A 14,946-nucleotide genomic window follows, 5' to 3' on the forward strand; every position below is an offset into this window, starting at 1 on the left:
TGATCATGAAACAGACTCAGCCTATCCAAACCACCCGAAAATTGAGCTGGTTCGGCCATATCGCGACGGGAAGGGTCGGTGCCGCTCCTACCGGAGGCTGTAGGCGATGCCGTCCAGAATGTCGTGCTCGGAGGCGACCACGAAGTCCTTGCCCGAACGCTCCATAATCACGCGAAGCACCAGGGCACCCGCCGCGATCACGTCAGCCCGACCCGGATGCATCACCGGAATCGCCAGCCGCTGCGCCCGGGTCGCCACCAGCAGATCAGTCGTCACCGCCGCCACCGCCCGATCCGACACCCGGGCGTGGTGGATACGCTGCGGGTCGTACCCGGTCAGCCCCTCGGCGATCGCGACCACCGTGGTGACGGAGCCAGCGAGCCCGATCAGCGTGGCGGCCTCCCGACCGGGCACCGCATCGAGCGCCCGGTCCACGGCAGCCACGATGTCCGCCTCGGCCGCCCTGATCTCGGCCGGATCCGGTGGGTCACCCTGCAGATGCCGCTCGGTCATCCGGACACAACCAATGTCCACCGAGATCGCTGCCGTCACACCACCGCTGCTGGTGCCCACGACGAACTCCGTCGAACCGCCGCCGATGTCGACCACCAGGTACGGCTCCCGGGTCGAGTCGGGCAGGCCACGAACTGCCCCGGTGAACGAAAGCCGCGCCTCCTCCTGACCAGTCACCACCTCCGGGGCAACCCCCAGCGTCCGCTCCACCATGTCGCGGAAGTCGGCGGCGTTCTCCGCATCCCGGGAGGCCGACGTGGCACACATCCGCACCCGGTCGACGCCCAACTTCTCGATCTCGGCGGCGTACTCCGCCAGCGCCACCCGGGTCCGCTCGATCGCCTCCGGGGCCAGCCGACCGGTGCGGTCAACGCCCTGACCCAGTCGAACGGTCTCCAGTCGACGGCTCAGCTCAACCAACGGTGCGCTCGCTCCGGCGCCCGGATCCGGCAGCTCGGCGACCAGCAGGCGAATCGAGTTGGTCCCGCAGTCGATGGCGGCCACACGCGTCGTCACGCCCGCAACCCTACGGCAGACCGGACAGCCCACTCAGAGCCGCAGCAGCATTCGCGTGTTGCCGAGCGTGTTTGGCTTGACCCGCTCCAGGTCGAGAAACTCCGCGACCCCCTCGTCGTACGAGCGCAGCAGCTGTTCGTAGACCGGGTGGGGCACCGGCGCCCCGTCGATCTCGGTAAACCCGAACTGACCGAAGAAGCGAGTCTCAAAGGTGAGCACGAAGATCCGAGCCACGCCCAACTCCCGGGCATCGTCGATCAGGCCGCCCACGATCCGGTGCCCGATCCCGCCACCCCGACAGCTCGGGTGGACCGCCACCGTCCGAATCTCCGCCAGGTCCTCCCACATGACGTGCAGGGCACCACAGCCGACCACGTCCCCGGTGGGTGTCACCGCGACCCGGAACTCCTGCACGTGCTCGTACAGGGTCACGGTCGCCTTGCTGAGTAACCGCCGGCCGTCGGTGTACGTGTCGATCAGCCGCCGGATCCCCCGAATGTCCGCCGTCCGGGCTCGACGGACCACGGGTCCGCCGGCAGCGGTCATCTCACTCGTCCGCTGGCGTGGCCACGCATGGTCCCCCCGCCCACCACGGCTCGATCAGCCGCAACACCTCGTCCCCGAAAGGGTTGACACCGGGACCGGCGGCGAGCGCATGCCCGAGGTGCACGTGCAGGCACTTGACCCGATCCGGCATCCCACCGGCGGAGATTCCGGCGATCTCCGGCACGTGACCGATCGCCTCCCGACGCTGGAGGTAGTCCTCGTGCGCGGCACGATAGCGCGCTGCCAACTCCGGATCCGCCGCGAGCCGGTCGGCCATCTCCTTCATCAGCCCGGCGGACTCCAGCCGGCTACAGGCCGCCGTCGCCCGGGGACAGGTCAGGTAGAAGAGCGTCGGGAAGGGCGTGCCGTCGGCGAGCCGCGGTGTCGTCTCCACCACATCGGGCATGCCGCACGGACAGCGGTGGGCCACCGCCCGGGTGTCCCGGGGCGGACGGCCGAGCTGTCCCGCCACCGCGGCCAGGTCGGCGGGGGTGGCTGGCTCGCGTCGCGGCAGCGGCACGGAGGATGCCGCCGGCTCCTGCGGTGGTACGACTGTCACGGTGTCCTTCCTGGTTCGGTGCCGGCACTCACTCGCCGGACCGTTCCTGATCCGCGGCCGTCACGCTCGACCACAGTGTGTCGTACCACCGATCGGCCCCGGCCAGGCCGTCCGGACCAGCGGGCTGATCCGCCGACTCGGCCACTCCCGGTTTGGGGAGCACGATCAACAGTTGCTCGCCTTCACGGCCCATGAAGAAGCGTTCCCGGGCCTTGGCCGCGATGTACTTCGGGTCCTGCCACTTCGCGGCCTCGGCGGCAAGCCTCTCGATCTCCGCCCGCTGCGCTGTCTGGGCGGCCTCCATCCGGGCGATGTCCGTCTGCTGGTCGAGGTAGACCCGCACCGGATAGGTGTAGCCGAGCGCGAGGGCGATCAGCACCGCGACCAGCACGGTCGCCCGCCCGGTGCCCCGTCGGGGGCGGGGGGCGGAGAGCCGCTTCACCGCACTGCCGGAGGCCGACCGCCGCGCGGCGGGCCGGTTCGCCGAACGGGCTCCGTCGGCGCCCCGGACCACGCCCGGGGCGCGGCCGGCGGTCGCCCGCGACTCGGCGCGGACGCCGCCCGTACGAACCGGCCGGGCACCGCCCGACCGGCCGGCCTGACCGGGCCGGCGGGCCGGACGCTGTCCGCCCGGCATGCGGCGCTGCTGCATCCCCTGCCCCTCCCCCGAAGGTTGCGCGTCTGTCAGGCAGAACGGTAACGCGGGAACGCGCCCGATCCGGCGTACCGCGCGGCGTCAGCCAGCTCCTCCTCGATCCGCAGCAGCTGGTTGTACTTCGCGACCCGGTCCGAGCGGGCCGGGGCGCCGGTCTTGATCTGGCCGCAGCCGGTGGCGACCGCCAGGTCGGCGATGGTGGTGTCCTCGGTCTCGCCGGAGCGGTGGCTCATCATGCACCGGAAGCCGGCCCGGTGGGCAAGGTCCACCGCGTCCAGGGTCTCGGTGAGCGAACCGATCTGGTTAACCTTCACCAGGACCGAATTGGCGGCGTTCTCGGCGATACCGCGGGCGATCCGCTGCGGGTTCGTGACGAACAGATCGTCGCCGACGATCTGGATCCGGTCGCCGACGGCAGCGGTCAGCGTCCGCCACCCGGACCAGTCATCCTCGGCCAGCGGGTCCTCGATCGACACGATCGGGTACGCGTCGGCAAGCTGGGTGTAGTAGCTGCTCATCTCCTCCGCGGTCTTCGCGGCACCCTCGAAGGTGTAGGTGCCGTTCTCGAAGAACTCGGTCGCGGCCACGTCGAGCGCGAAGACGATGTCGGTGCCGAGCCGGTAGCCCGCCTTCTCGACCGCCTCCGAGATCAGGTCCAGCGCGGCGGCGTTGGTCGGTAGGTTGGGCGCGAAGCCACCCTCGTCGCCGAGGCCGGTGGCGAGATCCTTCTTCTTCAGCACCGACTTCAGCGCGTGGTAGACCTCGGTGCCGGAACGCAGGGCCTCCCGGAAGGTCGGCGCACCGATCGGCGCGATCATGAATTCCTGGATGTCGACGTTGGAGTCCGCGTGCGCCCCGCCGTTGAGGATGTTCATCATCGGAACTGGCAACAGGTGCGCGTTCGGCCCGCCGAGGTAGCGGAAGAGGCTCAGCTCGGCGGCGCCGGCGGCAGCCTTCGCCACCGCCAGGGAAACGCCCAGGATCGCGTTGGCGCCGAGCTGGCTCTTGTTGTCCGTACCGTCGATGTCGAGCATCTTCTGGTCGATCAGCCGCTGCTCGCTGGCCTCGTACCCGATCAACTCGTCGACGATCTTGTCTTCGATGTTCGAGACGGCCTTGGCAACGCCCTTGCCGAGGTAGCGGTCCTTCTCACCGTCGCGCAGCTCGATCGCCTCGAAGGCGCCGGTGGAGGCGCCCGAGGGCACCGCAGCGCGGGCGATCGTACCGTCGTCGAGCCCAACCTCGACCTCGACGGTCGGGTTGCCCCGTGAGTCGAGAATTTCCCGGGCGACGATTCCCTCGATGGTTGCCACTGAGTCGCTCCTCGCGTGTGTTGCCGATCGGTCATGGCCGCGACGGTGCGGCTGGGAAGGTGTTGCACGCAGCGTATCGGGCGGCGGTGGAGCGCGACGCGGCACCCGGCGGTTGATTCTCCGGCCGCGCAGTCGAGCGCCGACCGCTTCCTCCGAGCGGCCCGCCCGACATTCCCGTATTCTCCGATGTCAACCGACGTCGGAGTTTGCGCACACTCGATCCGATCGGCGAGGCTGGTCATCATGTCCGCCATCTCGACCCCGCTCCGGCTGCTCGCCGCTGCCGCCATCGCGTCGCTCACCGTCACCGGTTGTCAAAGCCTCGGAGAGGCCGGCCAGACCATCAGCCACGCCGATCTGGTCAACGACCTCGCGAACCGGCTGGACGGGTCGCTGATCCGGACCTACACGGCCGACTACCGGCTCGCGTCCGGGCAGACCGCGACCATCGCGCAGGACCAGGAGCCGGCCCGCGCCACCTACCACTGGACGGCCGGCCGACTGACCGCCACCGAGGAGGCGACCACCCGGTGCGAGACCGCCGACGGGCGGACGGCCTGCACGATCACACCGCCGCCGGACAAGCCGGACAAGCCGGCAGTGGCCGTCTTCGCCGCCGCCGAGAGGCAGGGGCTGATCACCCCGCCAGCGGTGCTGGAGCTACTGACCGCTGCCGCCCTGGATCCGGAGTCCAGCATCACCCGCAGCGACACCACGCTGGCCGGACGGCCGGCGACCTGCGTCGAAGTAGGCCGGTCGGACGGCGACCTCACCGGCTGTTTCACCGCCGAGGGGGCGCTGGGCAGCTTCGTCGGTCACCTGGACGGCGAACCGGTCAGTGTGACGCTGACCAGCTACCGGGAGACCGCGGACGGCCCGATGTTCGAATTGCCGACGGAGGCCGACGTGGTCGACCGTTCGACGAGCCCGGGAACCTGACCCCGACCAACCTCAGCTGCCAGCGCGTTCGGCCCGGCGGACGGCCTCGGCGTGGGCGAGGGCGGCGCGGCGCAGGGCCGCCTCCGGATCCAGCCCGGAGGCGCGGGCGGCGGCCACCGCGGCCAGCAGGTCGGCGCCGAGCCGGGCCTCCGGGTCGACCTGCGACTGCGGCGGCGGGGGCGCGACGGCGAGCCGCACCCGGGCGACCCGATCAATGATCTTGGCGGCCAGGGCGAGGGCGGGCTGGCTCAGGGCGATGCCGTCCAGCACCGAGTCACGCGCCTTCTCCGCCCGCTTGATCCGCTCCCAGTTCTCCTCGATCTCGGCGAGGGTGCCGGCCTGCTCCTCGGCGAAGACGTGCGGATTGCGCCGCACCATCTTGTCGACCAGGCCACCGGCCACGTCGTCCACGCTCCACCGCTCGCCCTCGGGTAACTCCTCGGCGAGCCGGGCATGCAGCACCACCTGGAGCAGCACGTCCCCGAGCTCCTCGCGGAGCGCGTCGGTGTCACCGGCGCTGATCGCGTCGTACGCCTCGTAGCACTCTTCCAACAGGAAGCCGGCCAGGCTGCGGTGGGTCTGCGCCCGCTTCCACGGGTCACCCCCGGGCGAGGCGAGCCGGTCCAGCACCGCCACCGCGTCGAGCAGCCGCGCTCCGGGCGGGTCCCATGATCCGTACAGCAGCTCCAACTCGGCGAGCCCCGGCTCCCGGGCCAGTCGCAGGCCCAGCTCCCGAGCGAGTGACTCGTCACCCGCCGGGCCGGCGAGCCAGACCGCACCGCCGCGAGTGGTGGCGGCGTCGAGCAACGCCGGGGTGGCCGGGCCGGCCACGACAGTGACCTCGGCGCCCGCGACCCGGAGCGCCGCCGTCAACTCGCTCTCCGCCCCCGCCAGCACGGGATGCTGGCGTACGACGTCCCACGCGGCTGCGGTGAGCAGCCCGGCCGGCAGCCGCGGCGAGGTGACGAGCAGAATGATCCGCGTCGTCATGCTCAGGCCGGCTGCTGCGCCCCGGTCGGCGGCTCCGGGCTGGAGACGTCGGTGACCGCGTCCGAACCGGGCTCACCCAGGGGCACGCTGACCGCAGCGACCTCGGAAGAGAAGTTAAGGATCGGGAACTCCAGCGGCCGGTAGCGGGGATTGACCGTGACACCGTGCTCCCCGGCAGCCTCAGCAAGTGCCCGGCGACTCGCCAGCGCGTTGCGCAGCTGGGGGACGTCGAGTTGACCGGCGATCTCGGCATCCGGAGTGTCCGGAGAAATCACTCCGGCCGCCCGCCCTGCGGCGATCACCTCCGCGAGCTCCTGCTCGGTCGGCGCGGCCAGCTCGCCCACCGGCAGCCCGGAGAGGCAGGTGTGGAGGGCGGCCAACTGCTGCACATACTCCGACTCCGGGGGGAGTCCGAGCTGGCCGGCGAGCTGGACCGGCTCCACCCGCCCCCGCGGCTGGTAGCCCTGGTCAGCGGAGACCTGGTCACACACCTGACCCAGTACCAACTCGCCGACGACCTGAGACCGGGGCGGCAGCTCCGGGGCCGGTCCACCGAGCTCGGGCGCCTCCGTCGCGGCGCGGCTGTCCCGCAGCTCGTCGAGGATGCTGTCCACGGTGTCCTCGGTGATCTGCTGGTCACCCACGTACGCGGCGACACCCGGCTCGGTACGGCATCCGGTGAGGGCGACGAGGCCGACCACCAGGCTGGCGGCGGCGACAAGACGGCGAGCACGCATAGCGGCAACTCTCTCACGCCGGCGGCGCCGGAACGGACGCCCCCCACGACCCGCAGCTGCCGGCTGGAGCTGCGCCCGCTCACCGCCCGCCGTGCGCTGTGGAGGTGGCGGCACCGGCCGGCTCCCGGGGCGGGCCGAGCACGTCGGCGAGGAGCTGCCCACACCACTCCAGCAGCGCCTGGTCGCGCAGCGGCTCGCCGCCGACCCGCCGGGTGCTCGGCCGGGGCACACTGACCTGTTCCAGCGCCTGCTTGTAGACCGCGTCCGGGTGGTAGCGCTTGAGCCGCAGCTGCTTCGAGTCCGGTAGCGGCAACGGGCCGTACCGGATGTTGCGCCCCTGCATGCTGACGTCGGTGAGCCCGTACCGGCGGGCGAGCAGCCGGAACCGGGCCACCGCCACCAGGTTCTGCACCGGGGCGGGCGGCTCGCCGTAGCGGTCGGTCAGTTCGGCGACCACCGCGCGCAGCCGCTCCTCGTCCCGGGCCTCGGCGAGCTTGCGGTACATCTCCAGGCGCAGCCGCTCCACCCCGACGTAGTCGTGCGGCAGGTGGGCATCCACCGGCAGATCGACCTTGATCTCCGGTTCCTCCTCCGGGCGTTCCCCCTTGAAGGCCTGCACCGCCTCCCCGACCATCCGCACGTACAGGTCGAAGCCGACGCCCTCGATGTGGCCGGACTGCTCGCCGCCGAGCAGGTTGCCGGCGCCCCGGATCTCCAGATCCTTCATCGCCACGTACATGCCGGCACCCAGCTCGGTGTGCTGGGCGATGGTCGCCAACCGCTCGTGGGCGTGCTCGGTGAGCGGCTTGTCCGACGGATAGAGGAAGTACGCGTACGCCCGCTCCCGGCCCCGGCCGACCCGGCCCCGGATCTGGTGCAGCTGGGCCAGACCGAGCAGGTCGGCCCGCTCGACGATCAGGGTGTTGGCGTTCGGGATGTCGATGCCGGACTCGACGATCGTGGTGCAGACCAGGACGTCGAACTCCTTCTCCCAAAAGCCGACCATGACCCGCTCCAGGGCCTCCTCACCCAGCTGGCCGTGCGCCACCGCGACCCGCGCCTCGGGCACCAGCTCCCGCAGCCGCCGCGCCGCCCGCTCGATCGACTCCACCCGGTTGTGCAGGTAGAAGACCTGGCCGTCCCGGAGCAGCTCACGGTGGATGGCGGCGGCCACCTGCCGCTCGTCGTACGCCCCGACCGCGGTGAGTACCGGGTGCCGCTCCTCCGGTGGGGTGGCGATGGTGGACATCTCCCGAATGCCGGTGATCGCCATCTCCAGGGTTCGGGGAATCGGCGTGGCCGACATGCTCAGCACGTCAACCGAGGCCCGCACGGATTTCAGGTGCTCCTTGTGCTCGACGCCGAAGCGCTGCTCCTCGTCCACGATGACCAGCCCCAGGGAGCGGAACCGGGCGGACGCCTGAAGCAGCCGGTGGGTACCGATGACGATGTCGGCGGTGCCGGCGCCGGCCATCTCCAGGGTCTGCTCGGCCTCCTTCGGTGTCTGGAACCGGGACAGCTGGCGAATCGTCACCGGGAACTGACTCATCCGGTCGGCGAAGGTGTTGTAGTGCTGCTGCACCAGGAGGGTGGTGGGCACCAGCACCGCCACCTGCCGACCGTCCTGGATCGCCTTGAACGCCGCCCGGACGGCGATCTCGGTCTTGCCGTAGCCGACATCGCCACAGATCAGCCGGTCCATCGGGACGGTCTGTTCCATGTCCCGCTTGACCTCTTCGATCGCGGCGAGCTGGTCCGGCGTCTCCTGCCAGGGGAAGGCGTCCTCCAGTTCCCGCTGCCACGGGGTGTCCGGGCCGAACGGGTGCCCCCTGGACGCTTTGCGGGCGGCGTAGAGCTGGATCAGCTGCGCGGCGATCTCCCGGACCGCCTTGCGGGCCCGGGCCTTCGACTTCTGCCAGTCCGAGCCGCCCATCTTGTGCAGGGCCGGCTGCTCACCGCCGACGTACCGGGAGAGCTGGTCGAGCTGGTCGGTGGGGACGAAGAGCCGGTCGCCCGGCTGGCCCCGCTTGCTCGGGGCGTACTCGATGACCAGGTACTCCCGGCTGGCCCCGTTGACGGTGCGCTGCACCAACTCGACGTACCGGCCGATGCCGTGCTGCTCGTGCACCACGTGATCGCCGGCCCGCAGCTCCAACGGGTCGATGGTGTTGCGCCGCCGACTCGGCAGCTTGCGCATGTCCCGGGTCGACGCGCCCCGGCCGCCGGTGACGTCGTCCCCGGTGAGCAGGACGAAGCGGGGTACCTCGGCGACAAAGCCACCGGTCAGTGACCCACAGCTGACCAGGATCTGGCCGGGCGCCGGCGCCGAGGTCACCTCGTCCACCAGGCGGGCGCCGAGCCCGGCGTCGTGCAGCACCTCGACGGCCCGCTGGGCCGGGCCGTGCCCGGCGAAGACCAACGCGACCGACCAGCCCTCACCGGCCCAACGCTTCAGTTCGTCCACCACCCGCGCCGTCTCGCCGTGGTAGAGCGGCGCGGGCTGGACCGCGACCGTCACCGCGATCGCGTCGTCCGGGGTGACGTCGACCCCGTCCGGCTCGTCCTCCCACGGCTGGCGGGCGAGGGCCGGCTCGGCCAGCCCGAACGGGGAGATCGTCCACCACGGCTGCCGCAGCTCGCGGGCCCGCGCGCGGACGTCGGCGAGCGTCCGGAAGGCGGCCGCACCGAGGTCGATCGGGGCGGCGCCGCCGACCGCGGCCGCGGCCCAGCTCGCCTGGAGGAACTCCGCCGAGGTACGCACCAGGTCGTGCGCCCGGGTACGAATCCGCTCCGGGTCGCAGAGCAGCACGTGGGTCCCCGCGGCCATGGTGTCCAGCAGCAGCTCCATCGAGTCGGCACCGATCAGCGCCGGAGCGAGCGACTCCATTCCCTCGACCGGAATGCCCTCGGCCAGCTGATCGAGGATCTCCACCAGCTCCGGGTGCTCCGCCGCCAGCACGGCGGCCCGCTTCCGGACGGCCGGGGTGAGCAGCAGCTCCCGGCAGGGCGGGGCCCAGAGTTGGTCCACCTGCTCGATGGTGCGCTGGTCGGCCACGGCGAAGGTACGAATCTCCTCCACCTCGTCGCCCCAGAACTCGACCCGGGACGGATGTTCGTCGGTGGGTGGGAAGACATCGAGAATTCCGCCACGCACCGCGAACTCACCGCGTTTGGTGACCAGGTCCACCCGCGCGTACGCCATGTCGGTGAGCCGGCGCGCCACCTCTTCGAGGTCCGCTTCGTCACCGGCGGACAGTCGCACCGGCTCCAGGTCCCCCAGCCCCTTGAGCTGGGGTTGCAGCAGGGATCGGACGGGAGCGACGACCACCCGCAGCGGGCCACTGCGCCCCTGTGCGTCGGTCGCGTCGGGGTGGGCGAGACGACGGAGCACCGCCAGCCGGCGGCCCACGGTGTCGGAGCGCGGCGAGAGCCGCTCGTGCGGCAACGTCTCCCAGGACGGAAAGACCGCCACCTGGTCGGTGGGGAGCAGGCTGCCCAGCGCGGCGGCGAGGTCGTCCGCCTCCCGGGTGGTGGCGGTGATCGCCAGCACCGGGCGCCCCGCGCCCCCCACCGGCTCGTCGGCGGCCACGGCGGCGACCGCGAACGGACGCAGCGCCGGCGGTGCGGTCAGGTCGAGCCCGTCGACCTGGGCCGCGCCGGATCGTGCCAGGTCCCGGGCCCGAACCAGGGCCGGGTCGGCGAGGGCGGCGGCGAAGAGTCCGGTGAGCATGTGATCACTTCCACGGCGACGGCACGACGAGCGCCCCTCGTCCGGCCGGACGAGGGGTTGACCCGTTGACCCTATCGCTCCGGGGGCGGGTCAACAGCCACGTGACGCGTCTCCAGCGGACCGAAAGCGGCTCGCCGAGAGTTAACAGGGGCACCCCGTGGGCTCCGCCCGGTTCCCGCGGTTACCATCCTGGGAGTCGGACAGCGCTGTCCTTCGTACTCACGTAAGGAGCGCATTGTGACCGACCAGCACGACCACGACGGCCCCGACGCCGCACTGCGCGCCGACATCCGCCGCCTCGGCACCCTGCTCGGCCAGACCCTCGCCCGGCAAGAGGGGCGGCCCCTGCTCGACCTGGTCGAGGAGATCCGCGCCCAGGTTCGCACCGACGCCCCGGCCGCCGCGCAGCGGCTCGCCGGGCTGGATGTCGCCACCGGCACCCGGCTGGCCCGCGCCTTCTCCACCTACTTCCACCTGGCCAACATCACCGAACAGGTCCATCGCGCCCGGGATCTGCGGCGTCGTCGGGCCGTTCGGGGCGGCTGGCTGGACCAGACCGCCAAGATGATCGCCGAGCGCGGCGTTCCCGCCGAGGAGATCGCGGCGGCGGCGCGGCGACTGGCCATCCGCCCGGTCTTCACCGCCCACCCCACCGAGGCCGCCCGCCGCTCCATCCTGTCCAAGCTGCGCGCGATCGCCGACGAGTTGGACACCGAGACCACCAACGCGGTCCTCTACGGCGCCAGCGACGAGGGCCCGGCCAACCGCCGCCTCGCCGAGCTCCTCGACCTGATGTGGCAGACCGACGAGCTGCGGCTCGACCGGCCGGACCCGACCGACGAGGCGCGCAACGCCATCTACTACCTACGCGACCTCTACGCCGAGGCGGCGCCCCAGGTGCTCGACGACCTCGCCGACACGCTGCGCACCCTCGGGGTGGAGACCTCACCCACCGCCCGGCCCCTCACCTTCGGCACCTGGATCGGGGGGGACCGGGACGGCAACCCGTTCGTCACGCCGGCGGTGACCCGGGAGGTCCTGGTCATCGCACACGAGCACGGCCTGGCCGCCACCGAGAAGGCGATGGACCAACTGATCAAGGAGGTCTCCGTCTCCCGGCGGTTGCGCGGGGTCTCGCTGGACCTCTCCGCGAGCCTCGCCGCCGACCTGGACGCGCTGCCCGAGGTCGCGCCCCGGTTCCGTCGGGTGAACGCCGAGGAGCCGTACCGGCTCAAGGCCCGGTGTGTGAAGTCGAAGCTCGCCAACACCCGGCAGCGGCTACGCCAGGGCACGCCGCACCTGCCGGGACGGGACTACCGCGGCTCGGGTGAGCTGATCGCCGACCTGGAGCTGCTGCGCGCCTCGCTGGCCCGCAACTCCGGCCAGCTCACCGCCGTGGGCCGACTCGCCTCGACCATCCGTACGGTCTCCGCCTTCGGCCTGCACCTCGCCACGATGGACGTCCGCGAACACGCGGAGAAGCACCACGAGGTGTTGACCCAGCTCTTCGGTGCGGTGGGCGAGGTGTCTGACTACCCGGCGCTGAGCCGACTGGAGCGCACCAAGCTCCTCGCCGACGAGTTGGCCGGCCGCCGTCCGCTGTCCACAGTCGACACTCCACTGACCGAGTCGGCCCGCCGGACCTTCGATGTCTTCGGCACCATCCGGGAGGCCCAGGACCGGTTCGGCACCGAGGTGATCGAGTCGTACATCATCTCGATGACCCTCGGCGTCGACGATGTCCTCGCCGCCGTGGTGTTGGCCCGCGAGGCGGGGCTGGTGGACGTGCACAGCAGCCGGGCCCGGATCGGCTTCGTGCCGCTGTTGGAGACCCCCGCCGAGTTGAACGCCGGCGGTGACCTGCTGGACGAGTTGCTCTCGCTGCCCGCCTACCGGGCCCTGGTCACCGCCCGCGGCGACGTCCAGGAAGTGATGCTCGGCTACTCCGACTCCAACAAGGAAGCCGGCATCACCACCAGTCAGTGGTCCATTCACCGGGCGCAGCGCGCGCTGCGGGACGTGGCCGCCCGGCACGGCGTGCAGCTGCGGCTCTTCCACGGCCGGGGTGGCACCGTCGGCCGGGGTGGCGGGCCGACGCACGACGCGATCCTGGCCCAGCCGTACGGGACCCTCGACGGCGAGATCAAGGTGACCGAGCAGGGCGAGGTGATCTCCGACAAGTACAGCCTGCCGGCGCTGGCCCGGGAGAATCTGGAGCTGACCGTCGCCGCGGTGCTCCAGTCGACGCTGCTGCACACCACGCCCCGGCAGCCGGCCGAGATGCTGGAACGCTGGGACGCGACGATGGACGTGGTGAGTGCGGCGGCCTACCGCTCGTACCGGGACCTGGTCGAGGATCCGGACCTGCCGGCGTACTTCTGGGCGTCCACCCCGACCGAGCTGCTCGGCGCGTTGAACATCGGCTCCCGACCGGCGAAGCGACCAAACACGGGTGCTGGGCTCACCGGCCTGCGGGCCATCCCATGGGTGTTCGGCTGGACCCAGACCCGACAGATCGTCCCCGGCTGGTTCGGCGTCGGCTCCGGGCTGGCGGCGGCCCGCGCCGCCGGCCACGGGGACGTGCTCGCCGAGATGCACCGCAGTTGGCACTTCTTCCGGACGTTCCTGTCGAACGTGGAGATGATGCTGACCAAGACCGACCTGACCATCGCCCGCCGGTACGTGGAGACGCTGGTACCGAAGAAGCTGCACCCGATCTTCCACAAGATCGAGCAGGAGTACGAGCTGACCCGGCGGGAGGTGCTCGCCGTGACCGCCTCCCCGGAGCTGTTGGAGAACGCCCCGGTGCTCCAGCGCACGCTGGCGGTACGCGACACCTACCTGGAACCGCTGCACCACCTCCAGGTGGCGTTGCTGCGGCAGTACCGGGACTCGGGCGCGCCGGGCCGGGCGGTGGTGACGGCGCCGGGCAGCCGGCGGGCGCCCAGCGACGGCACCGCCCTGGAACGCGCCCTGCTCACCACGGTCAACGGCATCGCCGCTGGCATGCGCAACACCGGCTGAACACCGCGGGCGGGCCGCTTCGCCGGCTCGCGGTGGAGGCGGGTGGGCACCACCTTCGATCTGCCCGGGGCCGCCTCGGTCGTACCCGTTTGGGATGCTCGGTGACATGGAGTTTCCGACGCTGGCCGTGGTGCTCGGCTGCCTCGCGGCGGGCGGCGTGGTGGGGTGGTTCGCCGCCCGGGCCCGCTCCGCCACCGAGCTGGCCCGGCTGGAGGCCACGCTGGCCGCCGCGCGGGCGGGCGAGGGTCGACTGGAGCAGTCCCTGCGGACGTTGGGTTACGAGGCGACCGCGCAGTCCCAGGAGGCGGTGGCCCGGGCGGTGGCCCCCCTGCACGACACGCTGCACCGCTACGAGCAGCGGGTAGCCGAGTTGGAGCGGGACCGGGTTGACGCCTACGCCGAGCTGCGCGAGCAGGTGCGCGCCATGAGCACGGTCTCCGGTGAGCTGCGCACCGAGACCAAACAGCTCGTCGCGGCACTGCGTGCACCGCAGGTCCGGGGACGGTGGGGCGAGCACCAGCTGCGCCGCATCGTCGAGGCGGCCGGCATGCTGGAACACTGCGACTTCGCCGAGCAGGTGACGGCCGCGACCGATCAGCAGACGGTCCGCCCCGACCTGGTGGTTCGCCTGCACGGGGGGCGGTCGGTGGTGGTGGACGCGAAGGCGCCCTTCGAGGCGTACCTGACCGCGATGGAGGCCCGCGACGAACGGGGACGCGACGCACACCTGGACGCGCACGCGAAACACCTGCGGGCCCACGTGGACGCGCTGGCCGCGAAGGCGTACTGGACCGCCTTCGACCCGGCACCGGAGTTCGTGGTGCTCTTCGTGCCGGCCGACCCGTTCCTCGACGTCGCCCTACAGCGCGACCCGACCCTGCTGGAGCACGCCTTCACCCGCAACGTGGTGCTGGCCACCCCGGCGACCCTCGTCGCGTTGCTGCGTACGGTCGCCTACGCGTGGCGGCAGGCGGCGCTGGCCAGCAACGCGGTGGCGGTGCACTCGCTCGCCCGGGAACTCCACAGCCGGCTCGCCACGCTCGGCGAGCACGTGGGCCGACTGGGGTCCGCGCTCGGTGGGGCGGTGACGGCGTACAACCGGGCGGTCGGTTCGCTGGAGTCGCGGGTGCTGGTCAGCGCCCGCAAGCTCGCCGAGTTGGGCGTCTCCGACGAGGAGTTGGCGCCACCGGCGCAGGTGGAGCTCGCTCCCCGCCAGCCGCAGGCGCCGGAGCTGCTGGACTTCACTCCAAACCGGACACCGGAGCACTCCACCATGGAGGGGAAAGGCGCCGAATCGGCGTGACAGCGGCAAACCTGCATGTCACGAGATGGTCACAACGCCTCCATCGATAGTGACAATGGGCATCGATAGCCGAAGGATTTCGCTCACCTGCGCCCTGGAACTGAGGGCCCTGTTCTCCGGA

The 14,946-nt window shown here is 71.6% G+C and carries 11 protein-coding genes; 3 read left to right on the forward strand and 8 right to left on the reverse strand.

Annotation, left to right across the window (positions count from 1 at the left end; all coding sequences use genetic code 11):
- Positions 1-87: 87 nt before the first annotated feature.
- The 5 genes from SALPAC3_RS0109990 to eno are packed head-to-tail and all read right to left on the reverse strand — an operon-like array spanning position 88 to position 4,102.
- The gene (locus SALPAC3_RS0109990; protein WP_018221100.1) at positions 88-1,017 is read right to left on the reverse strand and encodes a Ppx/GppA phosphatase family protein; all 930 of its coding nucleotides are present in this window, start codon (positions 1,015-1,017) and stop codon (positions 88-90) included.
- Between the two features lie 45 nt (positions 1,018-1,062).
- The gene (locus SALPAC3_RS0109995) at positions 1,063-1,575 is read right to left on the reverse strand and encodes an amino-acid N-acetyltransferase (RefSeq protein WP_018221101.1); all 513 of its coding nucleotides are present in this window, start codon (positions 1,573-1,575) and stop codon (positions 1,063-1,065) included.
- Between the two features lies 1 nt (position 1,576).
- Positions 1,577-2,134, reverse strand: coding sequence for a DUF501 domain-containing protein (locus SALPAC3_RS0110000; protein ID WP_018221102.1), 558 nt, complete (start codon positions 2,132-2,134; stop codon positions 1,577-1,579).
- A gap of 28 nt (positions 2,135-2,162) precedes the next feature.
- A complete protein-coding gene (locus tag SALPAC3_RS0110005; protein WP_018221103.1) occupies positions 2,163-2,786 on the reverse strand; it encodes an FtsB family cell division protein in 624 nt (207 codons plus the stop codon).
- A gap of 32 nt (positions 2,787-2,818) precedes the next feature.
- Complete coding sequence (gene eno, locus SALPAC3_RS0110010) at positions 2,819-4,102, reverse strand: phosphopyruvate hydratase (protein ID WP_018221104.1); 1,284 nt, start codon at positions 4,100-4,102, stop codon at positions 2,819-2,821.
- A gap of 243 nt (positions 4,103-4,345) precedes the next feature.
- Here eno and SALPAC3_RS0110015 point away from each other — a divergent pair, with 243 nt between their 5' ends.
- Positions 4,346-5,041 carry a hypothetical protein gene (locus SALPAC3_RS0110015; RefSeq protein WP_018221105.1) on the forward strand — a complete coding sequence of 232 codons (696 nt, stop codon included), beginning with the start codon at positions 4,346-4,348 and terminating at the stop codon, positions 5,039-5,041.
- Between the two features lie 12 nt (positions 5,042-5,053).
- Here the strand turns inward: SALPAC3_RS0110015 and SALPAC3_RS0110020 are convergent, their stop codons facing one another.
- From SALPAC3_RS0110020 to mfd, 3 genes are all read right to left on the reverse strand, one after another.
- A complete protein-coding gene (locus SALPAC3_RS0110020; protein WP_018221106.1) occupies positions 5,054-6,031 on the reverse strand; it encodes a nucleoside triphosphate pyrophosphohydrolase in 978 nt (325 codons plus the stop codon).
- A 2-nt stretch (positions 6,032-6,033) separates the two neighbouring features.
- Positions 6,034-6,768 (reverse strand): hypothetical protein, encoded by a 735-nt coding sequence (locus SALPAC3_RS0110025; protein WP_018221107.1) that lies wholly within the window; start codon positions 6,766-6,768, stop codon positions 6,034-6,036.
- Between the two features lie 79 nt (positions 6,769-6,847).
- The gene (mfd, locus tag SALPAC3_RS0110030; protein ID WP_018221108.1) at positions 6,848-10,498 is read right to left on the reverse strand and encodes a transcription-repair coupling factor; all 3,651 of its coding nucleotides are present in this window, start codon (positions 10,496-10,498) and stop codon (positions 6,848-6,850) included.
- A 237-nt stretch (positions 10,499-10,735) separates the two neighbouring features.
- Here mfd and ppc point away from each other — a divergent pair, with 237 nt between their 5' ends.
- Positions 10,736-13,522, forward strand: a complete 2,787-nt coding sequence (ppc, locus tag SALPAC3_RS0110035) for a phosphoenolpyruvate carboxylase (RefSeq protein ID WP_018221109.1) — start codon at positions 10,736-10,738, stop codon at positions 13,520-13,522.
- A gap of 94 nt (positions 13,523-13,616) precedes the next feature.
- Positions 13,617-14,825: a DNA recombination protein RmuC gene (gene rmuC, locus SALPAC3_RS0110040; RefSeq protein ID WP_018221110.1), complete on the forward strand. Its 1,209-nt coding sequence runs from the start codon at positions 13,617-13,619 to the stop codon at positions 14,823-14,825.
- Positions 14,826-14,946: the final 121 nt, after the last annotated feature.

This window comes from Salinispora pacifica DSM 45544, from assembly GCF_000378845.1.
GTDB lineage: Bacteria > Actinomycetota > Actinomycetes > Mycobacteriales > Micromonosporaceae > Micromonospora > Micromonospora pacifica.